Below are 24,409 nucleotides of genomic sequence, written 5' to 3'. Positions count from 1 at the left end.
CGTTTACCCCACAATCGGAGCATCCGCCCCGAGCGTGCCTTCGACCGGCCCGCCCTCGCGGCGCCAGTACTCGATGCCGCCGAGCATCTCCTTCACCCGGAAGCCGAGGCCGGACAGGTTCGCCGCGCCGCGGGCGCCTCCGTTGCAGGCCGGGCCCCAGCAGTAGACGACGATCGCTTTGTCCTTCGGGAACGCCGCCGTCGTCTCTTCCGTCATCATCCGATGCGGCAGGCAGATCGCCCCCGGAATATGGCACTCCTCGTAAGCCTTCGCCGACCGGACGTCGATGAGCAGGAAGTCGGCCGCGCCGCGTTCCAGATCGAGCCGCACGTCGGCCACGTCCGTTTCCACCGACAGCTTGTTTATATAATGGCGATGAGCGGCCTCCGGCGAAGCCGCGGGTATTTCGAGTACTAAAGATGAGTAAGTTTGATTTTCCATTTCCAATTCCTCCTATGGGGATGACCGTTTATCGGCAGCGGACTGCTTGAATAAAATGTACCATATCACCCACTATCGGAGTTATCGAACGTTTTCGATTGCATCCATCGGTTATTTTGATGCTTTGCCTTACTCGTGCATCTTGGATGCTTCGCCCCGCCCGCCTCTCATCAGCGCGATGAAGTCTCGGAAGGCGGCCGACATCCACTTTTTGCGAGAATAAATAAGCTGCGTGTAGAACTCGCATGACGGATGCGAGAACGGCACCGCCTTCAATCGCCCGTTCCGAAGCTCCTCCTCCACGACGATGCGCGGCAGCAGGGCGACCCCAAGTCCGTAGACGACGCACTGCTTGATCGCCTCCAGATTGCCGAACTCGTACGATAACTGATGCTCGACCCCCTCCTCCTTCAACGCCCGAAGCAGCATGGCCCTGTACGTGCAGCCCTCTTCGGTCAGAATCAGCGATTCGCCGGCCAAATCCCGTACCTGTGCCGCCGCAAGGCCGCCCAGCCGATGATCGGGATGCGCCGCGATGACCAGCTCCTCCTTCCGCACTACAACAGTATGCAGCTCGGGGTCCGCAAGCGGCGGATCGAGGATCAGCCCGACGTCCATCGTCCCCTCCTTCACCGCCTCGATAATGAACGGCTCGTTACCCGGCTGCAAATTCACCTTCATCTCGGGATAATCCCGGCGGTAGGCTTGCAGGTACGGCGGCAGGAAAAAAGCGGCCAGCGTCTCGATCGTGCCGATCGTCAAGGCGCCCGCCGACTGCTTCGACACGACCTCCTTCGATTCCGCATGCAGCCGGAGCATCTCGCTGGCATACGGCAGCAGCGCTTCCCCCGCCATCGTCAGCCTCATCGTTCGGCCGTACCGCTCGAACAGCACCGCGCCGTACGACGCCTCCAGCCGCTGGATTTGCGTCGTCACGCTCGATTGGGCATAGCCGAGCTGCTCGGCCGCGCGCGTGTAGCTCCCCCATTTCACGATTTCGCGGAACGTCTGCAAATAGGTCAGCTCCATCGGTTCATCCCCTTCTCTGATCAATCGAATGCCGGCAGCCTTCCCGAGCGCAGCATCCCAAGCTCCGGCATCCGGATCGTCGCTTGCGGCCATTCCGATCCTCATCGGACTTTCCCCGAATCGCATTGATCAATATGTTCCATTATGGGAGCATGGCAAAAAAACGGCAACCCCGAAATTCCCGCGGGGCTGCCGTTTATCTCCGCTTGCTATACGCGGCCGCGAATGCCCTCGATGTACGCCTTCGACTGCGCCATCTGATGCTCCTTCGCTTCCTCCATAATGATATGCACATGCGGCTTGTATCGGTTAAGAAGCTTCATGTACAGCTCGTAATTCATCGCGCCCAGCCCGGCCGTCGCCGTTCCGAGCGATCCGTCCGCAAGCGGCATCCGGTCCTTCGCGTGCGCGGCGATAACGCGGCTGCCGAGCAGCGCGAACGCCTCCTCGATCACTTCGTTCTGCCGGGCGAAATTGTCCGCCGTCAGCAGGTTGCCGGGGTCGATGACGACGCCGACGTTCGGGGACGGCACCTCCTCCAGCATTCGGGCCAGCTCGGAGGCGGTGCCGACCAGATGGCCCTGCGCCGCTTCCAGCCCGACGAATACGCCCCGCTTCTCCGCTTCCTCCGCGAGCTCCTCGAGCGTCGCCTTCATGACGGCCCAGTCTCGGTCCGTATAGACGCCGTCCCCGTGCCGGCCCGTCTCCGCGGCTACCATCGGCGCCCCGAAGTCGCGCGCGTAGCGCAGCAGTTCCTTGAAGCGCGCCACGTTCCGGCGGCGCTGCGCCTCGTCGCGGTCGAACAGGTGCACATAGCAGCCGAGCACCGAGATCGCGACGCCGTTCTTGTCGAACTGCTCGCCGACCGCGCCGGCCAGCCCAGGGCTCAGGTTGCCCGGCTCGCTGAAATCGATATCGCCGATCGCCTTCCACAGCGCAAGCTGCACATGGGTGAAGCCGCTCGCCGCCACCTTTGCGGGAAGCTCCTTATAGGGCAAGCTTCCGAATAAATGAGCCAATACGCCGACAGACATCCGATTGATCGTCTCCTTTGTTCTACGCGCCGCCCTCCAGCGCGACATCCGCCTTCGGGGCGTACGCTTTCTTCGCCAAATACGACTGCGCGATCATGAACAGCCCGCCCGTCACCCAATACAGCGAGATCGCCGCCGGAGCCGACAGCGCGAACACGCCCATCAGGATCGGCGACAGGTAGCCCATGAACGCCAGCTGCTTCTGCTGCGCCTCGCTCGTGCCCGGCTGCGTCGTCTGCGACACCTTGAACTGGACGAAATAGACGAGCGCCGCGACGATCGGCAGCACGATATCCGGCGAGCCGAGCTTGAACCAGAGGAACGAATGTTCCGCCAGCTCCGGCGTCATCCGGATCGCCGAATACAAACCCATCAGAATCGGCATTTGAATGAGCATCGGCAGGCAGCCCATCGCCAGCGGATTAACCTGATGCTTCTGGTACAGCTGCAGCGTCTCCTGCTGAAGCTTCTGCTTCGATTCGGCATCCGTCTTCCCTTTGTACTTCTCCTGAAGCTGCTTCAGCTCCGGCTGCATGGCCGCCATCTTCTCGCGCATCCGCGACTGCGAGCGGTACTGGCGCATCATAAGCGGCAGCAAGGCCAGACGGATGATGAGCGTGATGCCGACAATCGCGAGTCCGTAGCTGCCTTGGAACAGCCCGGCCAAGTACTGCAGCGCCGCGGACAGCGGATAAATGACATAGTGGTTGAAAAAACCCGGCGTATCGCCGTCGATCGTGCCCGCCTGCGTCCCGCAGCCGCTAACAAGCAGAAGCCCTGCCAGCATCGCAGCGGCCAGGATAAGACGGTTCGCCGTTAAAGTAGGGAATACATTGTTCCAACGCATCGAGATCCTCCTCGTTTGTTTGAAATGTCGTCAACAAACGAGGAGCGGCAATCCGCGGCGTCGTCATCGGGCGACTCCTTGCGCTTCACCCTCCGGGCCAGCCAGTGGCGGATCGGAACGGCGCGGACAAGCGTCAGGGGCAGCGACGCGAATAAGACTTCGGACACCGGACTGCGTTCCCATAAATCAAGATGGCCGTCCTGCACGTACGTCGCGTAGGCGTAGGCCAATGTATAAAGCAGGCTGATCGAGAGTAAATAAGGAATGACGTCGTGCAGCTCGAGCTCGAACAATGCATTCACCTCCCTTCGCGCGTCGTTGGCTTGTTATACGGGGCGCGCGCACGGCGCGTTTCGCCGCTTTGACCGCAACCTGCCGCAAAATAGATTTTGCCGTTATGGATACTATAACACTAATTACCAGTTCATTTCGAACGGCTTGTTCCTTACAATTATCTAGTCGTAAACCCGTCCGATCCGATCATTTACAACGGGCGGGCCAGCGCCTATAATTTCTAGGTCGCACCGAAAATCATCGAAGAAAGAGGACACCATGAACAGAAAAAAGCTGCTACCCATCTTTTTCTCGCTTATCGCGGCCGTCGTTCTGCTCCTGGGCATCGGGCCCGCGCTTCCTTCGGGCACGGCCGGCTTAAGCGCCGTTAGCGCCGAAGGCGAAGACGCCGCTCCGGCCGCCGGGGAGAAGAAAAAGCTCGTGATGGGCACCTCGCCCGATTATCCGCCCTATGAGAACGTAGACGCCAAGAACAACGGCGAAATCGTCGGCATGGATATCGATATAGCCAAGTATATCACCGGCCGGCTCGGTTATGAACTGGAAATCGCGAGCATGGACTTCAACGGTCTGATCGCCGCTCTTCAGACCGGCCGCGTCGACTTTGTCATGTCCGCCATGTCCGCTACGGACGAACGCAGGCAGAACGTCGACTTCTCCGACATCTATTACGTCGCCCGCAATACGATCGTATCCAAGAAGGACGCGCCGCTTGCGACACTGGAATCGCTGTCCGGCAAGCGGGTCGGGGCCCAGCTCGGCTCGACGCAGGACCTGTTCGCGGAGACGATCGAAGGCGCCGAGCTGAAGAAGCTGAACAAAATCCCCGACCTGATCCAGGAGCTCAATTCCGGCCGGATCGACGCGGCCATCGTCGAAGACGCGGTCGCGATCGAGATGACGAGCGCCAATCCGGGGCTCGTCATGAACTTCCTGCCCGCCGAATCCGACGAGAACGGCTACGCGATCGCTTTTCCGAAGAACTCGCCCATCGTCGGCGACTTCAACGGCATCCTCGCGGAAATGAACGAAAACGGCAAGATGGACGACATCGTTCAAACCTGGTTCCCGGACGGGGAGGAGAAGGAAGCACGAGGGCTGAACATTGATTTCAGCGTGCTGAAGGGCTACATCCCGTTCATCCTGAAGGGCGTATACGTCACGCTGCTCTTCACGCTCGTATCGGCGCTGTTCGGCCTCATCTGGGGATCGATCCTGTCCTTGTTCAAAATTTCCGGCATCAAGCCGCTTGAATGGTTCGCGACCGCGTATACGTCCGTATTCCGCGGCACGCCGCTGCTCGTGCAGCTGACGCTGATCTATTACGCGACGCCGCAGCTGATTCATTACGAAATCCCGGCGCTGATGGCCGCCGGTCTCGCCTTCGGCCTCAACTCGGCGGCTTACTTGTCCGAGACGATCCGGGGCGGCATCATGGCCGTCGACAAGGGACAGCGCGAAGCGGCCATCGCCCTCGGCGTGCCGTACCGCAAGATGATGGTCCGCATCATTTTCCCGCAGGCGCTGCGCAATATTTTGCCCGCGCTCGTGAACGAATGCGTCGCCCTGCTGAAGGAATCGTCGCTCGTCTCGGTCATCGGCGTAACGGAGCTGATGCGGCGCGCCGACGTGGTGCGGTCCATCGAATTCCGCTCGTTCGAGGTGCTGCTGTTCGTCGCGGCCATCTACTACGTGCTCGTGCTCATCTTGACGTCGTTCGCCCGTATGCTCGAAAGGAGGCTGCGCCGCAGTGATTAACGTAACCGACTTAACAAAAAGCTTCGGCAAAAACGAGGTGCTGAAGGGCATCTCCACCACCGTGGAGAAAGGCGAGGTCGTCGCGCTCATCGGACCTTCCGGCTCCGGCAAGTCGACCTTCCTCCGCTGCCTGAACCTGCTGGAGACGCCGACCTCCGGCACCATTACGATCGACGGGACGGCGATTACCGACCCGAAAACCGATATCGCCCGCGTGCGGCAGCGGATCGGCATGGTGTTCCAGCATTTTCACCTGTTCCCGCACATGACCGTGCTGGATAACATCACCTTCGCTCCGACTCAGGTCAAGGGCATCCCGCTCGCGGAAGCGCAGGCCAGGGCGAAGGAGCTGCTGGCGCGCGTCGGCTTGTCCGACAAGGCGGACAGCTTCCCATCCCGTCTGTCCGGCGGCCAGAAGCAGCGGGTGGCCATCGCCCGCAGCCTCGCGATGGAGCCGGACATCATGCTGTTCGACGAGCCGACCTCGGCGCTTGACCCGGAGATGGTGAAGGAAGTGCTGAACGTTATTCGCGGTCTGGCAGGCGGCGGCATGACGATGCTGATCGTGACGCATGAGATGAAGTTCGCCCGCGAAGCCGCGGATACGATCTATTTCATGGACGACGGCAGGCTGGTCGAGCGGACGAAGCCTGAGCAGTTTTTCGCGAAGCCGCAGAGCGACCGGGCCGCGCGGTTTCTGGAACAAGTGCTTTAAAAGTCAGGGGCTGTCTCAAAAGGCCGTGTTAGCGACCTGAGAGACAGCCCTGTTTAGCTTGGACGACCTTGTAGCGGCGAGAAGGCGATGATAATTTCAAAATATGAAACTAAATTGCTCCTACCTTCACTCACACCTGATATAGTTTCATTATTTGAAATTAAACGGGACTTGTCGCGATGCTCCTTTTGCAATTAACCGATTTAATATCAAATTTTGAAACTAAACGTTAACTTAACCTCTTTCTTTCCCCTTCAGTTGCAGTTTTTGAAATTAAATATTGTCCGCATGAAAATCGGCAAACCAAACGCCATTTGCACGGCGCCGTCACCGATTAAGCAAATCGTCCCTTAGCGGCGTGAACGCATCGAGCGGCACGCTTTCCTCGATTGCCGTGACGCCGTGCTTCACGCCGCCCGGAATGACGATCGATTCGCCGGCCTATCCGTTTTCCCATAGAATACCAAACGAACGGGGCTGCGGATATGGCTCTCGCGTAAAATTACCCTTTGATCGATCCGATTAACGCGCCTTTGGCAAAATGCTTTTGCAAAAACGGATAGACGAGCAGAATCGGCAGCGTCGCCACCACGATGACCGCCATCTTCACCGTCTGATCCGGCGGCGGCACCGCGGCGTCGAGCTCGGAGCTGTAATCGAGCCCGCTCGCGAGCACGACGATCTGCCGCAGAAGCACCTGGATCGGCCATTTGGCGCTGTCGTTCAAATACAGGATCGCGCTTAAGTACGTATTCCAATACGTGACCGCGTAGAACAGCGAGATCGTCGCGATCGCCGGCATGGAGAGCGGCAGCACGATGCGGAACAGGATGCCGAAGTCGCTGCAGCCGTCGATTTTGGCCGATTCCTCCAGCCCTTCCGGAATGTTCTGGAAGAAGTTGCGCAGGATGATCAGGTTGAACGCGCTGATCGCCGACGGAATGACGAGCGAGGCGTACGTGTCGATCATCCCCATCTCCTTCACGACGAGGAAGGTCGGGATGAGCCCGCCGCTGAACAGCATCGTGAACACGACCAGGAACATGATCGCCTTGCGGCCGTCCAGGTCTCTGCGCGACAGCCCGTACGCCATCAAGGCGGTCGTCAGCATGCTGAACAGCGTACCGAAGACGGTCACGCCCGCCGACACCGACATCGCCCGAAAGATCGTATTCGTGGAGAAAATAAACGTATAGGCGTCGAAGCTCCATATCGTCGGGATCAGGATGAATTTTTTGACCGCCAGCTCCGCGCTGGTCGTGAACGAGCCCGCGACGACGTGCAGGAACGGAAGCACCGTCACCAGCGCGATCGCCGCCAGCAGCATGAAGTTGACGATCGCAAACAGCCGCCCGCCGAGCGTTTTGTCCTCTACCATGTTGAACACACCTCCTCAAAGGTTTGCGGAGCAAACCTGCTTCGTAAGCATAAGCTTAGGTTTGCGCAGCAAACCTGCTTCGTAAGCATAAGCCTAGGTTTGCGCAGCAAACCTGCTTCGTAAGCGCGGGCTTCCCCTAATAAACGCCCTCTTCGCCCATCTTCTTGGCCAGCTTGTTCGCCAGCATGACGAGCAGCAGACCGATGAACGATTTGAAAAAGCCGATCGCGGTGCTGTAGCTGAATTGCCCCTGCCTAAGACCGGCCGTGTAGACGTACGTGTCGATTATTTCCGCCACCTCGCGGTTCATCGAGTTCAGCAGCAGATACACATGCTCGAAGCCGAGCTCCAGCACGTCGCCGATTTTCAAAATAAGCAGGATGACGATCACGCTCCGGATCGCCGGCAGCGTAATGTGCCACACTTGCCGCAATCGCCCTGCCCCGTCCATGCGCGCCGCTTCGTACAGCTGAGGGTCCACCGAGGCGATCGCCGCCAAATATATGATCGTTCCCCAGCCCGCTTCCCGCCAGATGACTTGAAGGATGTACATCGGTCTGAACCATTCGGGACTGAGCAGGAAATTGATTTTTTCGAAGCCAAAGTACACGAGCAGCTCGTTGACGATACCCCCGTCCGACGTCAGCATGACGAAGCTGATCGAGACGATGATGACCCACGACATGAAGTGGGGCAAATAGACGAGCGTCTGGAACGTCCGCTTGAAAAAGGACAGCCGAACCTCGTTCAGCATAAGCGCCAAAATAATCGGAACCGGAAAAAAGAAAAGCAGGTTCATGCCGAATAATAACAGCGTATTGACCAAAATCATAAGAAAATCGGGCTCCGTGAACAATCGCTCGAAATGATCGAATCCTACCCACTCGCTCCCGCCGACGCCCTTGAAGGGCTTATAGTCCTGGAAGGCGATCGCGAGGCCGAACATCGGGACGTATTTGAAAATAACGAAAAACAAAATGCCGGGCAGCACCATCGCATAAAGCCATCTGTTCCGCCACAGCCGCTTCTTCAGCTCGCTTGTTCGAGGCTTCGGCGCCCGTACCCGGTGCCGCACTACCGTTTGCTGCATTTCGGTTCTCCCCTCCTCTGGAAGTGTCGGGCGGCAGCCGCACTTAGAGCGGCTGCCAGCCCGGCTTGGCTGCAACGCTTCCGACGGATTAGCGGCTACTTCTTGTAAGCCGCGTTAAACTCCTCGATAATTTTGTCGCCGCCGCGCTTCTTCCAATCCTCGACCGCCTTGTCGAAGCCGGCTTTGTCGATCGAGCCGTACATATATTTATAGGTCGCGTCTTTGATGATTTCCTGAAGCTCCGTGCCCTTCTCCGTGAAAGTGGCCGAGTCCAGCGGTGCCGTAGGGTCGGGAACCGCGATCTTCTCGTTCTCGAGGACGAGCTGCTCCGCGTGGATGCGCGCAGGCAGATCGTGGAAGCCCTCGAGCATGCCGTTCGTCTCCGGCTCGCCGATGACGCTGTCCTTGAAGCCCTTCACCTCGCGCTCCGTAAGCTCCTGATCCTCGCCCGCCTTCGCTTTGCCGTCTTGAATCGTGTAATGAACGCCTTCCTTGCCCCAATACATCATGTTGGCGACTTCGGGCGTCATCATTTTGTCGAAGAAGGCGAGAATGCCCTTCAACTCCGCTTCGTCCTTCACCGCGGATTTCGGGAACAGGACGACGTTGTTGTAGCCCGGGATCGACCAGGTGGCCAGCTGGCCGTCCGGCCCCGCCACCATGCTGTGCGTGTCGACGACGGCGTCCTGCACGTTTTTGACCAAATCCTTCACCAGCGAGTTGACGTCCTGCATCGAGCCGATGTACACGCCGGCCTTGCCGCTCGTGAACAGATTAACTTGGTCGGTCTTGCTCGTCGCGGCGAAATCGACGTTCATCGCCTTCGCGTCGCGCACTTTTTTGATAAAGTCCATCGTCTCCACATATTCCGGGAACGTAAACTCCGGCTGCAGCCGACCGTCCGCTTCGCCCCAGTTGTTCGGCGTGCCGAACCAGGCCGCGACCGTCTTGAACGCCCCGTAGATCAGGTCGTTGCGGTCCGCGAGGCCAACCGTATCGTCCTGCCCGTTGCCGTCCGGATCCTCCGTCGTGAATTTCTCGATCATCGCATACAGCTCGCCGACGTTCGCCGGAGCGCCAAGGCCGAGCTTATCCGCCCAATCCTTGCGGTAGATCATCCCCTGACGCGCAAGCGGCCGTCCGATGTACAGGGAATACAGCTTGCCGTCCACCTTCGTATTGTTCAGAATCTCCTCCTTCAGCTTGGCGAGGTTCGGGAACTCGCTCAGGTAAGGCCCGATTTCCCAAAACTGCCCGTCGCGGATCGCTTCCTTCATCTGGATGAACGTAGCCTGGTTCTTCAAATAGGTGACGTCGGGCAAGGAGCCGGTGGCGAAGGACGCATTCAGCTTCTCCTCGTACGTGTCGGCCGGGAAAAACTGATACGTCAGCTTCGTATTCGTCAGCTTCTCGATCTCGTTCTTGATCGTATCCGGCGGCGTTTCCGCGGTGTTGAGCGGGAGCATGATCGTAATTTCCGCCGGTTTCGCGGACTCCTCGGGCTTCGCCGTCTCCTCCGTCTTCGCGCCGCCTTCGTCGCTTGGCGCCGGGGACGCATTATTGTTCGCGCCGCCGCTGCCGCCCGAGCAGGCCGAGAGCAGCAGGCTGAACGCCAGAACTACGCTTACCAGAATCGAAAAAGATTTTTTGTTCATGCCGCGTTGACCTCCATTTATCGTTGTGGTTGCTGCATCTCAAGGCTAACACCGCCGGAGAAGGTGCCGAAACAATCATTTCGACAGATGGGGCGCGGGACGTGGAGGATGTGAGCTAATGATTATGGGCGAAGATGGGGATACGAAGGCGGTCCAGGGGCGAAAAAAAAGGAGACCGCTTCGACGCCGGCTTGTATGCCGGTTATCGAAACGGTCTCCTTCGGTGCCTATCGCGGCGATGCGAAGCATGATTCTTCTGCGTTCAATCCTTCGCTAAATAAGCCTCCGTATACTCGCTCATCATCAGGCTCCCCCCGCTTCGCTTCCATCGGTCGACCTCGGCATAGAAGCCGGCTTCGTCGATCTGCCCGAGCATGTAGCGGTAAGTCGCATCGGATACGATCTTGTACAGCTCCATGCTCTTCTCGTCGTACGTCATCGATTCGAGGCCGATCGTCGGATCCTTCACGATAAACTTCTCGTTGTCTGCGCTCAGCTGCTCCGCCAGCTCCCACAGCGTCTCCTTCTTCGCCGCCTGCAGCACGTTCGGGTTGCCGAGGTCGGCGATCATGAGCGAATAGAGCGCGTTCACCTCCGTCACGCGAAGCTGCGACGTCTCCTCGGGAAGCACAACCTGCCCGCCGCTTAAGCGGTAATGCTTTCCTTCGATGCCGTACCGCATCAGGTTGGCGACGTCCTTGTCCATCGTGCGGTCGAAGAAGGCGAGCATCTCCAGCAGCTCTTCCTCGGTTCGGATCGCCTTTTTGGAAAATAAATAAAGGCCGTTGTAGTTCGGAATCGACCAGACCCGATAGCCTTCCGGCCCTTCAATGCGGTTCGCGAGCGTAAACCGGGCGGAAGGATCGAGCTGCTTCGCCTCGTCCGCCAGCCGCTGCACGTCCGTCATGCTGCCGATGTAGACGCCCGCCGCGCCGCGGATCATCAAATCGCGCTGCATCTCCTTGCTCGTCACGGCAAAATCGGTGTTCATCAGCTTCTCGCCGTACAGCCGCTTCATGAAATTCATCGTATCCATATAGGGCTTCAGCTCGAATTCCGGCACGATCCGGTCGTCCGCGATCCCCCAATTGTTCGGCGAGCCGAAGTAGGAGCTTAGCGTCTTGAACGCGCCGAACACGAGATCGTTGCGGTCAGCCAACCCGATCGTATCGTGCCGCCCGTTGCCGTCGGGATCCGACACGGTGAACTGCCGGATGACCTCGTACAGCTCCTCGGTCGTGCCGGGCTTCGCCAGGCCGAGCGCCTCCAGCCAATCTTCCCGGATAATGACGCCCTGCCTGGAGGAGGGACGCTCCGTGTACAGCCCGTAAACGCGCCCGTCGATGGCCGACTGCCCCAAAATATCGGCATCCAAATGCTTCAAATTCGGGAACCGCTCGAGGTAAGGTCCGATTTCCCAGAAGGAGCCCGACCGGATGGCGTTTTTGACGAAAATATAATCGGTATGCTTCACGAAGGTCGCCTTCTTCAGCGAGTTGGTCGACAGCGCGGTGTTCATTTTGTCCGTGTAGATGCCGTCCGGCACCCAGTTGACGTCCAGCTTCGCGCCCGTCAGCTCCTCGATCCGGGCGTTCAGCTCGGCGCTCGGGGCATGGGGGAAGTGGAGCGGCGCCATAATCGAAATGACGGGCCTATCGTTCTCGACCGCATCGCCGCCGATGCCCTTGGGCGCAGCGCACGCGGCGCACAGTCCGAGCAGAAGCAGACAGGCCGGCACGCTGCGGACGATGCGCCGCCAGCCCTTTTCCAAGTCCAATGCCATCGGTTCCCCCCCTCGATCCAACAAAATGATTATCGCGCGGCCAGATGATTATTGCCCAAAATGTATGCGTTTACTAAAATGGGAATACGACTCACCCACTCTACAAAAATAAGGTGTTGGTAGCTGTGCGTTCCTTAACCTTCCTGAGCAAGCTGACGATGTTCGGCTTCCTGCTCGCCACGGTCCCGGTGATCTTCATCGGCGCCTTCGCTTATGTCACATCTTCCAATGAAATACAGAAAAATGTAAACGCAGGAAAAATGCAGCTGATTATGCAAATTAACTCCAATGTAGAGCAGAAACTGACGACTGTCAACCACACGCTCAACCAGGTTATCAATTCTTCCGTGCTCAAAAAAGCGCTGAACCGTCCGCTGACGGTGGACGATTTCATGATCTACGACGAACTGCGCGGCGAGATCCGCCACATGCAGTCGTTCGATACCCGGCTCGAGGACGTCGTACTCATCAACGGGCGCCATAACTGGATGATCAAAAACTCCGGGCTGTACGCGTTCGACGAATACGCCCACTACGACGAGCTGGCCGGACTGCTGCAAACCCCGGAGGGCACCTCCTGGACGCTGAACCCGTCGGATTGGTTCTACAGCGAGGAAGCCGCGGGCAGCGCCAGCTGCGGCTACAGTGTCAGCCTGGTGAAGAAGCTGCCGACGGCCGGCCTCGAGAAATACGGACTGGCGCTCGCCAACATCCCGGCCTGCAGCCTGCAGGAGCTGCTCGAGGAAGACGGCGCCGCCGATTCCAGCTTCATGATCCTGGACGATCATTACCGCATCCTGCTTCATCCCGACCATTCGCTGATCGGCAGCCCCGTCTCGGAAGCCGGGCTGCGCGCGGAGCGCCTGACCGGCAGCTCGGGCCAATTCACCGCGCCGATCGGACAGGAGGACTATTCGCTTACGTACTACCGTTCGGAGCTGAACGGCTGGATCTATCTGTCGGCGACCTCCATCGCCGGCATGACCAAGGAATCGAACAAAATCGGCAGCTATACGCTCTACGTCTGCCTTCTGATGCTCGCCGTATCGATGCTGCTGGCCTGGATGGGCTCGCGCCGCATGTATTCGCCGATCCGGCTGCTGCTGAATCAGATCGGCGAGCGGCTGACGGATATCCGAAAGCGCCGGACGAACGAATTTCAGGCGATCGGCGAGCGCGTCACCCATCTGTTCCAGTCCAAGACGGAGCTCGAGAAGGAGCTCCGCCAGCACCTGCCCCAGGTGCGCGCCTTCTTCTTCATGAAGGCGCTCCAGGGGCATGTCCGGCCAAGCGAGGTGGCGGATAAGCTGCGGCAGTTCGGATACGGCGCGCAGCTTCAGGAATGGAAGACGATGGCCGCAGTGACGCTGCAGATCGATTTTTCCGAGGACAGCCGTTATTCGAAGGACGACCGGGAGCTGCTCCTGTTCGCTATCCATAACATCGTCGAAGAGCTCGTTCCCGCGGGGGAGCGGCTCGCGCCGGTCGTCATGGACCAGACGATCGTCGCGATCGTCGGCAGCGCGGAGACCGATCATGCCGCGTTCCACGATTGGGCGCTCGCCTTGTCCGAGCACGCGCAGCGGCAAATCGACGGCTGCCTGAGCGTTCGGGTCAGCATCGGCATCAGCCTGCCGTTCGGCTCGTTCGGCGCGATGGCCATCGCCTGCCGCGAAGGGCTTGAAGCGCTCAAGCACCGGATCAAGCTCGGCGAAGCCGTCATTATTCCTTACGCGAACGTGAACGCGGGCAAGCATTATTTGAACGTGAATTATCCCGCCCATTTGGAGAACGAGCTGATGGACGCGATCAAGCTGGCGGATAAAGAGAAGGCGAAGGAGCTGCTGCGCGCTTTTTTGCAGGCCGTGCTCGAAGCGGAGCTGTCACCTCGGGAATATCAAATTCCGCTGGCCCGGCTGCTCGGCAACCTGCTCGTCGCCATGCAGGAATCCGGCATCAGCCCGAGCCAGCTTCATCCGATGAAGGGGTCGATGCTCGAGGAGCTGCTCGCGCTGCATACGGCCGCGGAAATCGGCGATTGGTTCTGGACGAGGGCGGTCCGCCCGATGGCCGACATTTTCAAGGACCGCCAGGAAGCCCAGTACCATAACCTGTCCGAGCAAATCATCGATCTCGTGCAGCGGCACTACGATACGGATCTCACGCTAGAGGAATGCGCGGCGCGGCTCCATTATAACGCCAACTATTTAAGCAGCGTGTTCCGCAAGGAAACGAGCTATTCCTTCACCGAATATTTGACGATGTACCGGTTCCGGATGGCGAAGAAATGGCTGGAGGGCAGCGAGATGCCGATCAAGGACATCGCGGCCAAGCTGTGCTACAACAACCCGCAAAACTTCATCCGCTCCTTCCGCAAGCAGGAAGGGATGACGCCGGGGCAGTACCGCGAGCGGAAGCGGATCGGATAACGCGGAAAATTGGCGCGCGCGGCACTGCCTGTCCCGATTCGGATGTGCTATACTTTTTCCAAACGCAATTATTACGGCTATTACGAAACGGAGGAACACGCATGTCCCAACGACCGTCGAAGGAAGAGTATCATCCTAATCTTGAGCAGTACATCGGCCTTATCGGAGAAGAACGCATTGTCGAGCTAATCGCGGCGCAAACGGAAGAGACGTCGGCTATCCTCGCTTCGCTTACGGACGAACAAGGCGATTACCGCTATGCGCCGGGCAAATGGTCGCTGAAGGAAGCAATCGGCCATATTACCGATGCCGAGCGGGTCATGAGCTACCGCCTGCTGCGCATCGCGCGCGGCGACAAGACGCCGCTGCCGGGCTTCGACCAGGATATATTCGCCGAGCATGCCTCGTTCTCGGCATGGTCCGCGGCGCAGCTGCTCGAGGACTACCGGGCCGTCCGGCAAGCGACGCTTACGCTGCTGCGCGGCTTGGCCGCGGAGGCGTGGACCCGCATCGGCGTCTGCAACGGCTGCGACACGTCGGCTCGGGCGCTCGCTTACGTCATCGCCGGGCATGAGCGCCACCACCTGAACATCATTCGCGAGAAGTATTTGAACGGCTGATTCGAGGCGCCTTTACGCTACTTCCCTAAATGCGCTATATGTAAACCTGGACGTATGATATAATGGTTAACATATTGCGTGTTGCAGCGAAGGGAGCGTGCGCGACTATGACCATCCGCTTGCGCGGCCATCATTTGCTTTGCTTGCTCGGCTTTCGGGGCATGGGCTACTCGGAAGAGTTTTGCGTCAACATGACCGCGATCTACGAGAGGCTGAGGACGGAGCCGGACACCGAGGTCGAGATCATAACCGGACCGGACGACATTTGCCGCGCTTATCCGCCCGATAAGCCTCCACATTGCGAGGGAACCGTCTACGGGCTGGACGAGCGGATTCTGGCGAAGCTGGGCCTCGCCCCGCAGCACCGCGGCAGCTGGCGGGAGCTGTGCGCGCGCATCGCCGAGAAGGTCGTCCCGGGCGACATCGCCCGGCTGTGCGCGACCTGCCCGTGGGAGAAATACGGCGTCTGCCGGGAAGGCGTCGGACTGATTATCGATGGCCTTCCCCTGCCGAAGGCCGGGGGACAGTGAAGGCGGCAAGGCCGAGTTCGGCGCGGGGGAGCCTACAGCCGTGGCTCAGCGGTGCGCGTAGAGCCGGCGGCATGGCAATCAGATCTAATTTATAGATCTGATCGCGGTTTTGGGGGTTGTTTGGGCGGATCAGGTCTAGTTATTAGACCTGATCGCTCGGATTCGGCGCCGGAAGAGCCGGTTTTGGCGGCGGCGCGGTTATCAGATCTAATTTATAGATCTGATTGCGGTTTTGGGGTTTGTTTAGGCGGATCAGATCTAGTCATTAGACCTGATCACTCGGAGTCGGCGCTGGAAGAGCCGGTTTTGGCGGCGGCATGGCAATCAGATCTAATTTATAGATCTGATCGCGATTTTGGGTTTGTTTGGGCGGATCAGGTCTAGTTATTAGACCTGATCGCACGGAGTCGGCGCGGACTGCAGAGAAGGGGCTTCCCCACCAGCGACAACAACCGTTGATGGGGAAGCCCCTTGTTGCTAGGCGGTCAGTCCAACAGCTTCCGAATATTGCCGAGAGTCCGGATCGATCGGTACGGCTGCACGCTATGGACCGTGCCCGGGTCAATCCCCTGCGGATTGATCCAGACGCCCCGGATGCCGATGGCCTGCGGCGCCACAACCTCCCACTTGTAGTTGTCCCCCACCATCCAAGCCTCCTCCGGCAAGGCGCCCAGCTTATCCACGGCGTGAAGATAGATGCGCGGATCCGGCTTGCCGACGCCGAACTCCTCTTCGATGTAAATATGATCGAACAGCTCCCCGAGGCGGAATCGCTCGATTTTGCGCCGCTGCGCGGCAGAGGCGCCGTTCGTAATAAGCGCGAGCTTGATGCCGAGCGACCTGATGTGCGCGATCGCGTCAATCGCGCCCGGATGGAGGACGACCGCTTCGTCGCGTTCCCGGCCGTAATCGATCGCGATGCGGGCAGCCGCCGCAGCGTCGATCCCCGCATCCGACCCGAGCGCGGACGTGACGATTTCGGTCCTTGCCTTATCCAGATCGAGCCGGCCGACGCGGTGCCTTTCTTCATCGCTCCAGTACCGCTTGGCCCGCTCCTTGATCTTTCCGACGAGCCCGCCGATCTCCCCTACGCTACTGCCCGGCAGGTGCGTACCGCATACGTTTCGCCAGCACGCGTCCAGATCGACCCCCTGCTCGAACGCGATGATCGTATCGTCCAAATCCAGCAATACCGCCTTAGGCCGCATCTCGTCTCCCCCTGTTTGTATGGATGTATCCATTATAAAGGACATCCTCTCGTTTGAGTGGATTTCATCCAACCAAAAGCTAACCAACTCGCCTTGACAAGGCATTTGACTGGATAATATACAGGCAAAATGAGCCCTATCGTCCCCTATCCGCCCCGGCATGCCCCTTTCATTGGATAAATTCCACTCAAAGCCGCTCTCATCAACGAAGCAAGCGATTTGACTGGATTTAATCCATTCAAACCTAGAACCAACTCGTTACTTCCACCTCCACCCTCCACCTTCCACCCTCCAAACACCAATCGCCGCCGTGCCGCCTTACCCTTCGCTTCCTCCGACCGTCAGCCGCGCAAGCCCGTTCATATACGGCCGAAGCGCCGCCGGAATGCGGATCGAGCCGTCCTCCTCCTGATGGTTCTCAAGGAGCGGAATGAGGATGCGGGGGCTCGCGACCGCGGTGTTGTTCAACGTATGGCAGTAACGAAGCTTGCCCGCCTCGTCCCTGTACCGGATGTTCGAGCGGCGCGCCTGAAAATCATGCAGGTTCGACGACGAATGCGTCTCCCCGTACGTCCCGCGGCTCGGCATCCACGTCTCGATATCGTACTGCTTATACGTCTTCTGCGACATGTCGCCGGCGCATACCGCCACTACCCGGTACGGCAGCTCGAGGCAGGCCAGCAGCTCCTCGGCGTTCGCCGTAATTTCCTGCAGCATCGCCTCCGATACGTCCGGGTCCGCCCGGCAGAGGACTACCTGCTCGACCTTCGCGAACTGGTGGACGCGGTACAGCCCGTGCACGTCGCGGCCCGCCGACCCTACCTCGCTGCGGAAGCAGGCCGACGCGGCGGCGAGTCTGATCGGTTCGCGGAGCTCGACCACTTCGTTGCCGTAATAGGCGATAAGCGATACTTCCGACGTTCCCGCCAGCCATTTGTCCTCGCCTGCCAGCCGATACGTCTGATCCTCTCCCAGCGGGAAGAAGCCGGTCTGATTCATCGCCTCCGTCCGCACCATCAGCGGAACGTCGAGCAGCGTGAACCCTCTGCGCAGCAGCAGGTCGACGGCAAGCTGCTGCACCGCCCGGTGGAGCAGCGCTCCCGCGCCTTTCAAGTAGTAATTGCGCGTACCTCCGGCCTTCACGCCCCGCCGGACGTCGATCATGTCGTGCAGTTCCCCGAGCGCGATATGATCCTTCGCCTCGAACGGGAACGACTGCGGCGCGCCGACCCTTTTCACCTCCACGTTATCGGCGTCCGAGCGTCCGTCGGGCGTGTCCGGCGATACGACGTTCGGCACGAGCCGCATAAGCGACTCCCAATTCTTTTCGGCTTGGCCCATCTCCTCCTCCGCCGCGGCCAGCTTCCCGAGCACCTCCTTGACCTGCCGCCTGCTCCTCTCCGCTTCTTCCCGTTCGCCCTCCTTCATGAGCGCGCCGATCCGCTCCGACAGCTTGTTCCGCTCGCCGCGCAGCTCCTCCGTCACCCGTTGCAGCCGCCGCCTCTCCTCATCCTGCGCCACAAGCTCCGCAACGGAAACCGAGATGCCCTTCCGATCCGCCGCCGCCTGTACTTGCTCCCGATTTTGCCTGATCCATTTCATGTCCAACATGTGCCACCGCGCTCCTTTTCTTGTAAAAATGCAAAAAGCGCCCTCATCCCAATGGGACGAGGAGCGCTCTTACTCGCGGTGCCACCCAAATTGACGATTGCGGCCGCGGCCGCAATGTCCTCTTTGCTCCGCGATAACGGGCGGATCCGGTAAACTTAGGGGGAATTCCGTATTTCCGTATTCCGGTAACGGACCTTCCCCTTGACGAGAACGCCTCCGAGTTGGATGCTCTTCACGGGCGTGATGCCGATCTTTAATTTTAAGTATTATAGCTTATGGCCCGATGGCATTTCAAGTACATGACGAATTGAAGGTTTTGACAAACTTCTTCGCGAATAGTAGCCTTAACGGAACAAACGAAAGCGGAGGAAGGTTAGCCATGACGAACGATCATCACGTGCGGGAGCTGGCGACGCTCAAGGCGATTGCGGAAACGTTAAACCAATCGAACGATCTCGCCTTCATGCTCGATACGGTGCTCGGCAGGCTGCTGGAGGTGACGGGACTGACGTTCGGATGGATTTTTCTCGTCGGGCGAAACAACGAGTACGAGTGCGTCGCCGACCGCAATCTCCCGCCGGGCTTGCTGCACGAGGACAAGCGGCTCATGCGGTGCGGCTCTTGCTGGTGCATGGACCGCTACCGCGACTGCCGGCTGACGAACGCCGTCAACATCTTGAACTGCAAGCGGCTCGACACCGCCAGAACGGGCAAAACCGGCGACACCTGCGGGTTCACCCATCACGCGACGGTGCCGCTGCGCATCGGCGAGCGGCGGTTCGGCATTTTGAACGTCGGCGCGGCGGGCAAAACGCATTTCTCCGCCGAGGAGCTCGCGCTCCTGCAGGCGGTCGCGTTCCAGATCGGCGTCGCCGTCGAGCGGGTCAGGCTGCACGAGGCCGAGCAGCGCAGGGCCGAGCTGTTCGCCCGGCTCGGCGCGTTCAGCCGGGCGCTGGCCGCTTCGCCAAGCGGGGACGATGCCCGCGCGCGGCTGAAGGAACGCTCGATGCGGCTCATCGCCGAGCATTTCGACTGGCCGCTGGCGGCGCTCCTCGACCGCTGCGGCCAATCCTTCGTGCCGCGCGGCCTCAGCGCCGGCGGCGCCCTCTTGACGCCGCCCGGCCGGCGCATCCCCCTCTCGGATGCCGCCTGGCTGAAGGAGGCGGCGGAACATCAGGGCGCCAAAGAATGGGAAAACGCCGATCTGTCCGTACTGCTCCCCAGGCAGAACGATGGCGACGATTCCGCCGCAATGGCGGCCCAATGGCCGTCCGTCATGACCGTCCCGATCGTCTACGGCGGCGGCTCCGCATGCGGCGTGCTGCTCGTCGCACGACCTGAAGCGGGCGGCCTCACGGCGGCGGACGGCGCCGTGCTGGAGGCCATCGCCGAGCATATGGCGGTCGCGATGGAGAACGTCCGCTTCGAGGAGCACCGCCGGGAGCTGGCGCGGCTTGAGGAACGAAACCGGCTGGCGCGCGATCTGCACGATTCGGTCTCCCAAATGCTGTTCTCCATCAGCATGACGGCCAAAGGGGTTGAGGCTTTGCTGGACGGCAGCGACACGGCGCGCGCCAAAGCGTCGGTGAAGGACATGCAGGAGCTGTCGCGCGACGCGCTGAAGGAAATGCGGACGCTTATAATGCAGCTGCGGCCTCCCGGCATCGAGAAAGGGATCGTCGAAGCGTTGAAGGAGTACGGCGCGAGGCTGGGACTGCTCGTGAGCATGCGGGCGGACGGACGGCTGGATCTCCCGGCCGTCGTCGAGGAGGCGATCTGGCGGATCGGACAGGAAGCGTTGAATAACGCCGCCAAGCACGGCGGCTCGCCCGAGGTCGACGTGACGCTGTCCGTCCGGCCGCATGAAGCGGTGCTCACGATCCGGGATTACGGACGCGGCATCGAACTATCGCGGAGCGGCGCTCCCGGTCAGGCCTCCTACGGTCTGGCCATCATGCAGGAGCGCGCCGAAGCGCTTGGCGGACGGTTCCGTCTGGACAGCTCGGCGGGCCAAGGAACGACGGTTGAGGCGGCCATCCCTCTCCGTCCCGATCAACGAGGAGGGCTTACGGAACGATGACGATCAAATTGCTTCTCGCCGACGATCACGCGATGGTTCGCAGAGGACTTCAGGTGTTCTTGTCCACGCAGCCGGACCTCGAGCTCGTCGGCGAAGCCGCGACGGGGGAGGAAGCGCTCCGGCAGGTCGCGGCGCTTCAGCCCGACGTCGTATTGATGGATATTAACATGCCCGGCATTGACGGCATCGAAGCGACCGGACGGATCAAGGCTGCGCATCCGCAAGTAAAGGTGATCATCCTCACTTCCTTCTCCGACCAAGGCCGCGCCCTGCCCGCCATCCGCGCGGGAGCGAGGGGATATTTGCTGAAGGACATCGAGCCGGAGGAGCTCGCGCGCGCCATTCGCAAGGTGAATCAGGGGCAGGTCGAGCTTCATCCCGATATAACGGGGCAGCTGATCAGCTCTTATGCCGAGCCGGAACAGGCCGAAGAACCCCCGGGGAACGAGCTTGACGAGCTGACGGACCGGGAGCGGGACGTGCTCAGGCTCATCGCCTCCGGCATGAGCAACCGGACCATTGCCGAGGAGCTGTTCATTACGGAGAAGACGGTCAAGACGCATGTCAGCCATATTTTGAGCAAGCTGGGCATGTCCGACCGCACGCAGGCCGCGATTTATGCGGTGAAGCGCGGGCTCGATCGGTAGCGTAAGACTAAAGTCGTAGAGATTTCAGCCGATGGTTGTACGCGCCTATACGTGAAAATCATCCCAATTGATGACGTGCCGGCCGCGATACAGTGGTACGATGTTTACAAGACAAACCGTTATTTGAAAGGAAGATCGCAAAATGAACATCGTAATCATCGCGGGAAGCAACCGCAAAGCAGCCACCAGCACCCGTCTATCCTCCTACGTAGGTCAGCTCATTTCGCAAAAAGGGCACAGCGTCAAGCTGTTCGATTTATACGAAACGCCGCTGCCGTTCTACTCTTCCGAAGGCACCGGCCACGACCACGAGTCGGTCGTTCGGCTTCAGCAAGCGATGCGGGAGGCGGACGGCGTCGTCCTCGCATCGCCCGAATATCACGGCAGCATCTCGGGCGTGCTGAAGAACGCGCTCGACTTCCTCGGGCAGGATCATTTTCGCGGCAAAGCCGTCCTGTCCATGAGCTCCGCCGGAGGAGCCGTCGGCACGAGCTCGCTCACGCAGCTGCAGGCGATCGTCCGCAACCTGCACGGCATCAACTCGCCGGAGTGGATTTCGATCGGGGGCGCCCAGCGCAGCTGGCTGATGGACGGCTTGAACGGCTACGAGGGGGCCGGCCAGGACTTAAGCGACCGCATCCACCGCGCGACCGTCACGTTCCTCGACCTTGCGGCGCTCGTCCGGAACAAAAATTGAGCCGCAGGCCAAGCAAGAGGGGTGATTGCCGTGGATATAAAAGAATCCGGAGTGATTCTGTTTCTGGAGCGCTATGAGGAGAACGTATCGTTCTATACGGATAAGCTCGGCCTGCCGGTCAGAGAACGCCAACCGGGATTAACCAAGCTGGCGTTCGGCGGAAGCTACCTCATGGTGGAGGAGAACGGCATAGCCGGCGAGGCCGAGAAAACGAGAGCGCAAAATCCGACGGTGCTGCGCATCGAGGTTCAAAACTTTCATGGGGCGGTGCAGGAGCTCGTGGACCTCGGGGTGCCGGTACAGGTGCGCCGCTTCGAGTGGGGGACGATCGGCGTTATCGTTGACCCGGAAGGTAACCGGATTGAAATAAAGGAATACGAGACCGACTGATCCCGGGCAGTGCCCGCTCACATTGGTCGGACGATAATGAGGTGCATCGCTGCACCTCATTTTGCGTTTTCTGCCGCACGCGTCCCGCCGCCGCTACGATCCCGAGAGCGCCTTGCGGACGGACAAAATGTATTTCGCCTGATCCAGCGGATTGACGCCTCGGCGCGCCCGCTCGGCGTGGACGTCGGGCGGGCATTCGCGGTAGCCGGCGAAGAAGGTGGCGAGCACGCCCCTCCCCTTCGTGAGCGAGCCGAAGCGCGCGGGAAAATCGAGCGAGGTCGCGACCGGCAGCGTCCCTTCGAGCTCCATCCGCTCGCCCTTAACGACCGGCGCGTCGAACTGGCCCCGCATCAGCACCAGCTCGTTCATCAGCTTGCCGCCCGTCTCCTCCGGCGCCGAGATGCGGAACGACAGCATCGGCTCCAGCAGCTTCACCCCGACGCGAGACAGCCCGTCCATCATGCCCATCGGCGTCGCCACCGCAAAATCAAGCGGATGCGTATGCCACACATGATGCTCCCCTTCGACCAGCGTCACCTTCAAATCCGTCACCTCCCAGCCGAACAGCCCTTGCAGAAGCGCCTCCGGCACCCTTCTTGCGACCTCGTTCTGGTAGCTGTCCAGCAGCCGCTCCGGACGGACGACCGAGCGATAGACGAGCCCGCTCCCGCGCTCGCCCGGCTCGATATGGAACCGCAATATCGCCCAGCATGGCTTCGGCATCAAGTACGCGACATAGCCCTCGCCCGCCTGCGCCGGCGTTTCCTTGTAGATGACGGACGGCTGGCCAAAGTCGGCGTCCAAGCCGTATCGCTCCTTCAGCACATGCGTCAGCACCTCAATCTGTATCGGCCCCATTACCTTCAGGTGAAGCTCCCGCTGCTCCTGCAGCCACTGCAAATCGAGCAGCGGATCCTCGTCCGCGAGCTCCTGCAGCGCGGCTACGACGGCCGGATATTCGCCCTCGCTCCGCCAGCGCACCTGAACCGTCAGCAGCGGCACTGCCAGCCTCGTCTCGACGGGTACGAAATCGGCGCAGCCGATAATGTCGCCGATGCGAGCCTGGTTCCAGCCGCAGACGGCGGCGATGTCGCCGGCGGCGAGCAGCCCGACATCCTCGGCCTTTTGTCCGTCGATCTTGCGGATCTGCGTCACCTTCTCCTCGATCCCCTGCGTATCGTTGCGCACCGAGTCGCGATTGCGAATCGCGCCGCCGTACAGCCGGACGTATGCGATCCGGCCCATGACGGGGTCGCGCTCGATGCGGAACACGACGCCCGATACCGGCCCGCCGGAGGCCGAGGCCGGCGGCGGCAGCAGCGACACCATCGCCTGCATGAGCGGCTCGATCCCGAGCCCCTTGTTCGAAGCGCCGAACAAGACCGGGTACAGCGCCGCGCTCCTCGTCAGCGGCGCGAGCAGACCTGCCAGCTCCTCCTTCGGCAAGGAACCGCTTTCCAAATAACGCAGCAGCAGCGCTTCATCCCGCTCGGCGATCGTCTCCTCCAGCAGCCGCAGGAACGGGCCGTCGCCGCAGTTCTCATCCAACAGGCTAACGGTGCCTTCGAAGCTATCCTCGACGCCGATCGGGGCCTGCACCGGAACGGCGTTATCCGACAACAACCGCTTGATTTGCCGAAGCGTCCCCAGCGGATCCGCTCCGATGCGGTCCAGCTTGTTCACGTAAAGCAAGGCGGGGATTCGCCGCTCCCGCAGCGCATGCCAAATGACTTCCGTCTGCGCCTGCACGCCCTCTACCGCGGAAATGACGAGCACCGCGCCGTCCATGACCCGAAGCGACCGCTCGACCTCCGACAAGAAATCGACATGCCCCGGCGTGTCGACCAGGTTGACCGTGACGCCCTCCCATTCGAACCGCGTGGCGGCCGCGCGCACCGAAATGCCCCGCGAGCGCTCGACCTCGAGAAAATCCGTCTGCGCCGTCCCCGCATCCACGCTGCCCAGCGCGCGGATTCGGCCGCTCCGGAACAAAATTTGCTCCGTCGTCGTCGTCTTCCCCGCATCCACATGGGCGAAAATGCCGATATTCCGTATATGTTCAGGATTAACAGGCTCCACTGACTTTCATCTCCCTTGACCGATATATCTCACCACCCTATCCTACTCCCGTATCCCGCACGCGGCAAGAGCACACGGAAGATCGCGAGTTCAT

At 60.3% G+C, this 24,409-nt stretch carries 21 protein-coding genes; 9 read left to right on the top strand and 12 right to left on the bottom strand.

The window, feature by feature from the left end; translation table 11 throughout:
- Positions 1 to 3: 3 nt before the first annotated feature.
- The 5 genes from IDH41_RS06430 to IDH41_RS06410 form a co-directional block, all read right to left on the bottom strand.
- Positions 4 to 441 (bottom strand): rhodanese-like domain-containing protein, encoded by a 438-nt coding sequence (locus tag IDH41_RS06430; protein WP_190859334.1) that lies wholly within the window; start codon positions 439 to 441, stop codon positions 4 to 6.
- Positions 442 to 570: 129 nt separating this feature from the next.
- Positions 571 to 1,470, bottom strand: coding sequence for a LysR family transcriptional regulator (locus IDH41_RS06425; RefSeq protein ID WP_190859511.1), 900 nt, complete (start codon positions 1,468 to 1,470; stop codon positions 571 to 573).
- Between the two features lie 209 nt (positions 1,471 to 1,679).
- Positions 1,680 to 2,504 carry a sugar phosphate isomerase/epimerase family protein gene (locus IDH41_RS06420; protein ID WP_190859332.1) on the bottom strand — a complete coding sequence of 275 codons (825 nt, stop codon included), beginning with the start codon at positions 2,502 to 2,504 and terminating at the stop codon, positions 1,680 to 1,682.
- Positions 2,505 to 2,526: 22 nt separating this feature from the next.
- A complete protein-coding gene (gene yidC / locus IDH41_RS06415) occupies positions 2,527 to 3,351 on the bottom strand; it encodes a membrane protein insertase YidC (protein ID WP_190859330.1) in 825 nt (274 codons plus the stop codon).
- Complete coding sequence (locus IDH41_RS06410) at positions 3,321 to 3,644, bottom strand: hypothetical protein (RefSeq protein ID WP_190859329.1); 324 nt, start codon at positions 3,642 to 3,644, stop codon at positions 3,321 to 3,323. The genes yidC and IDH41_RS06410 overlap by 31 nt, the downstream gene beginning before the upstream one ends.
- A gap of 259 nt (positions 3,645 to 3,903) precedes the next feature.
- Between IDH41_RS06410 and IDH41_RS06405 the strand changes: the two genes are divergently transcribed.
- Together IDH41_RS06405 and IDH41_RS06400 are read left to right on the top strand one after the other, a co-directional pair.
- Positions 3,904 to 5,403: an ABC transporter substrate-binding protein/permease gene (locus tag IDH41_RS06405; RefSeq protein WP_190859326.1), complete on the top strand. Its 1,500-nt coding sequence runs from the start codon at positions 3,904 to 3,906 to the stop codon at positions 5,401 to 5,403.
- Positions 5,396 to 6,118 carry an amino acid ABC transporter ATP-binding protein gene (locus IDH41_RS06400; protein WP_190859324.1) on the top strand — a complete coding sequence of 241 codons (723 nt, stop codon included), beginning with the start codon at positions 5,396 to 5,398 and terminating at the stop codon, positions 6,116 to 6,118. Before IDH41_RS06405 ends, IDH41_RS06400 begins: the two co-directional genes overlap by 8 nt.
- 502 nt (positions 6,119 to 6,620) lie before the next feature.
- Here the strand turns inward: IDH41_RS06400 and IDH41_RS06395 are convergent.
- The 4 genes from IDH41_RS06395 to IDH41_RS06380 all read right to left on the bottom strand — a co-directional run bounded on the left by IDH41_RS06395 (position 6,621) and on the right by IDH41_RS06380 (position 12,024).
- A complete protein-coding gene (locus IDH41_RS06395; protein ID WP_190859322.1) occupies positions 6,621 to 7,496 on the bottom strand; it encodes a carbohydrate ABC transporter permease in 876 nt (291 codons plus the stop codon).
- A 136-nt stretch (positions 7,497 to 7,632) separates the two neighbouring features.
- The gene (locus IDH41_RS06390) at positions 7,633 to 8,586 is read right to left on the bottom strand and encodes an ABC transporter permease (RefSeq protein ID WP_190859321.1); all 954 of its coding nucleotides are present in this window, start codon (positions 8,584 to 8,586) and stop codon (positions 7,633 to 7,635) included.
- A gap of 95 nt (positions 8,587 to 8,681) precedes the next feature.
- Complete coding sequence (locus tag IDH41_RS06385) at positions 8,682 to 10,241, bottom strand: extracellular solute-binding protein (RefSeq protein WP_190859318.1); 1,560 nt, start codon at positions 10,239 to 10,241, stop codon at positions 8,682 to 8,684.
- Positions 10,242 to 10,503: 262 nt separating this feature from the next.
- On the bottom strand, positions 10,504 to 12,024 hold the full coding sequence (locus tag IDH41_RS06380; protein ID WP_190859317.1) for an extracellular solute-binding protein: 1,521 nt from the start codon (positions 12,022 to 12,024) through the stop codon (positions 10,504 to 10,506).
- A 125-nt stretch (positions 12,025 to 12,149) separates the two neighbouring features.
- Here IDH41_RS06380 and IDH41_RS06375 point away from each other — a divergent pair, with 125 nt between their 5' ends.
- The 3 genes from IDH41_RS06375 (at position 12,150) to IDH41_RS06365 (ending at position 15,603) form a co-directional block, all read left to right on the top strand.
- Complete coding sequence (locus tag IDH41_RS06375) at positions 12,150 to 14,453, top strand: AraC family transcriptional regulator (protein WP_190859316.1); 2,304 nt, start codon at positions 12,150 to 12,152, stop codon at positions 14,451 to 14,453.
- Positions 14,454 to 14,554: 101 nt separating this feature from the next.
- A complete protein-coding gene (locus IDH41_RS06370) occupies positions 14,555 to 15,073 on the top strand; it encodes a DinB family protein (RefSeq protein WP_190859315.1) in 519 nt (172 codons plus the stop codon).
- Between the two features lie 107 nt (positions 15,074 to 15,180).
- Positions 15,181 to 15,603, top strand: a complete 423-nt coding sequence (locus tag IDH41_RS06365; RefSeq protein ID WP_190859314.1) for a DUF1284 domain-containing protein — start codon at positions 15,181 to 15,183, stop codon at positions 15,601 to 15,603.
- Between the two features lie 485 nt (positions 15,604 to 16,088).
- Here the strand turns inward: IDH41_RS06365 and IDH41_RS06360 are convergent, their stop codons facing one another.
- Entirely contained in the window at positions 16,089 to 16,844 is a 756-nt protein-coding gene (locus IDH41_RS06360; RefSeq protein WP_190859313.1) for an HAD family hydrolase, read from the bottom strand.
- A 285-nt stretch (positions 16,845 to 17,129) separates the two neighbouring features.
- Entirely contained in the window at positions 17,130 to 18,422 is a 1,293-nt protein-coding gene (serS, locus tag IDH41_RS06355; RefSeq protein WP_190859312.1) for a serine--tRNA ligase, read from the bottom strand.
- A 379-nt stretch (positions 18,423 to 18,801) separates the two neighbouring features.
- Here serS and IDH41_RS06350 point away from each other — a divergent pair, with 379 nt between their 5' ends.
- The 4 genes from IDH41_RS06350 (at position 18,802) to IDH41_RS06335 (ending at position 22,236) form a co-directional block, all read left to right on the top strand.
- Positions 18,802 to 20,502: a GAF domain-containing sensor histidine kinase gene (locus IDH41_RS06350; RefSeq protein WP_190859310.1), complete on the top strand. Its 1,701-nt coding sequence runs from the start codon at positions 18,802 to 18,804 to the stop codon at positions 20,500 to 20,502.
- The gene (locus tag IDH41_RS06345; RefSeq protein WP_190859308.1) at positions 20,499 to 21,149 is read left to right on the top strand and encodes a response regulator; all 651 of its coding nucleotides are present in this window, start codon (positions 20,499 to 20,501) and stop codon (positions 21,147 to 21,149) included. The genes IDH41_RS06350 and IDH41_RS06345 overlap by 4 nt, the downstream gene beginning before the upstream one ends.
- Positions 21,150 to 21,291: 142 nt before the next feature.
- Positions 21,292 to 21,846: an NADPH-dependent FMN reductase gene (locus tag IDH41_RS06340; RefSeq protein WP_190859306.1), complete on the top strand. Its 555-nt coding sequence runs from the start codon at positions 21,292 to 21,294 to the stop codon at positions 21,844 to 21,846.
- A 30-nt stretch (positions 21,847 to 21,876) separates the two neighbouring features.
- The gene (locus IDH41_RS06335; RefSeq protein WP_190859304.1) at positions 21,877 to 22,236 is read left to right on the top strand and encodes a VOC family protein; all 360 of its coding nucleotides are present in this window, start codon (positions 21,877 to 21,879) and stop codon (positions 22,234 to 22,236) included.
- 93 nt (positions 22,237 to 22,329) lie between these two features.
- Here IDH41_RS06335 and IDH41_RS06330 read toward each other — a convergent pair whose 3' ends face one another.
- Entirely contained in the window at positions 22,330 to 24,315 is a 1,986-nt protein-coding gene (locus IDH41_RS06330; protein WP_190859302.1) for a GTP-binding protein, read from the bottom strand.
- Between the last annotated feature and the right edge of the window lie 94 nt (positions 24,316 to 24,409).

Source organism: Paenibacillus arenilitoris, assembly GCF_014705655.1.
Taxonomy (GTDB): Bacteria; Bacillota; Bacilli; order Paenibacillales; family Paenibacillaceae; genus Pristimantibacillus; species Pristimantibacillus arenilitoris.
Note: the sequence above shows the minus strand (reverse complement) of the source record. Positions and strands in the feature narration are given on the sequence as shown.

Excerpts from the sequence above, each read along its gene's own strand:
- IDH41_RS06430 (WP_190859334.1), bottom strand. The coding sequence starts at position 441 with ATGGAAAATCAAACTTACTCATCTTTAGTACTCGAAATACCCGCGGCT.
- IDH41_RS06425 (WP_190859511.1), bottom strand. The coding sequence starts at position 1,470 with ATGGAGCTGACCTATTTGCAGACGTTCCGCGAAATCGTGAAATGGGGG.
- IDH41_RS06420 (WP_190859332.1), bottom strand. The coding sequence starts at position 2,504 with ATGTCTGTCGGCGTATTGGCTCATTTATTCGGAAGCTTGCCCTATAAG.
- yidC (WP_190859330.1), bottom strand. The coding sequence starts at position 3,351 with ATGCGTTGGAACAATGTATTCCCTACTTTAACGGCGAACCGTCTTATC.
- IDH41_RS06405 (WP_190859326.1), top strand. The coding sequence starts at position 3,904 with ATGAACAGAAAAAAGCTGCTACCCATCTTTTTCTCGCTTATCGCGGCC.
- IDH41_RS06395 (WP_190859322.1), bottom strand. The coding sequence starts at position 7,496 with ATGGTAGAGGACAAAACGCTCGGCGGGCGGCTGTTTGCGATCGTCAAC.
- IDH41_RS06390 (WP_190859321.1), bottom strand. The coding sequence starts at position 8,586 with ATGCAGCAAACGGTAGTGCGGCACCGGGTACGGGCGCCGAAGCCTCGA.
- IDH41_RS06385 (WP_190859318.1), bottom strand. The coding sequence starts at position 10,241 with ATGAACAAAAAATCTTTTTCGATTCTGGTAAGCGTAGTTCTGGCGTTC.
- IDH41_RS06380 (WP_190859317.1), bottom strand. The coding sequence starts at position 12,024 with ATGGCATTGGACTTGGAAAAGGGCTGGCGGCGCATCGTCCGCAGCGTG.
- IDH41_RS06370 (WP_190859315.1), top strand. The coding sequence starts at position 14,555 with ATGTCCCAACGACCGTCGAAGGAAGAGTATCATCCTAATCTTGAGCAG.
- IDH41_RS06365 (WP_190859314.1), top strand. The coding sequence starts at position 15,181 with ATGACCATCCGCTTGCGCGGCCATCATTTGCTTTGCTTGCTCGGCTTT.
- IDH41_RS06360 (WP_190859313.1), bottom strand. The coding sequence starts at position 16,844 with ATGGATACATCCATACAAACAGGGGGAGACGAGATGCGGCCTAAGGCG.
- serS (WP_190859312.1), bottom strand. The coding sequence starts at position 18,422 with ATGTTGGACATGAAATGGATCAGGCAAAATCGGGAGCAAGTACAGGCG.
- IDH41_RS06350 (WP_190859310.1), top strand. The coding sequence starts at position 18,802 with ATGACGAACGATCATCACGTGCGGGAGCTGGCGACGCTCAAGGCGATT.
- IDH41_RS06345 (WP_190859308.1), top strand. The coding sequence starts at position 20,499 with ATGACGATCAAATTGCTTCTCGCCGACGATCACGCGATGGTTCGCAGA.
- IDH41_RS06340 (WP_190859306.1), top strand. The coding sequence starts at position 21,292 with ATGAACATCGTAATCATCGCGGGAAGCAACCGCAAAGCAGCCACCAGC.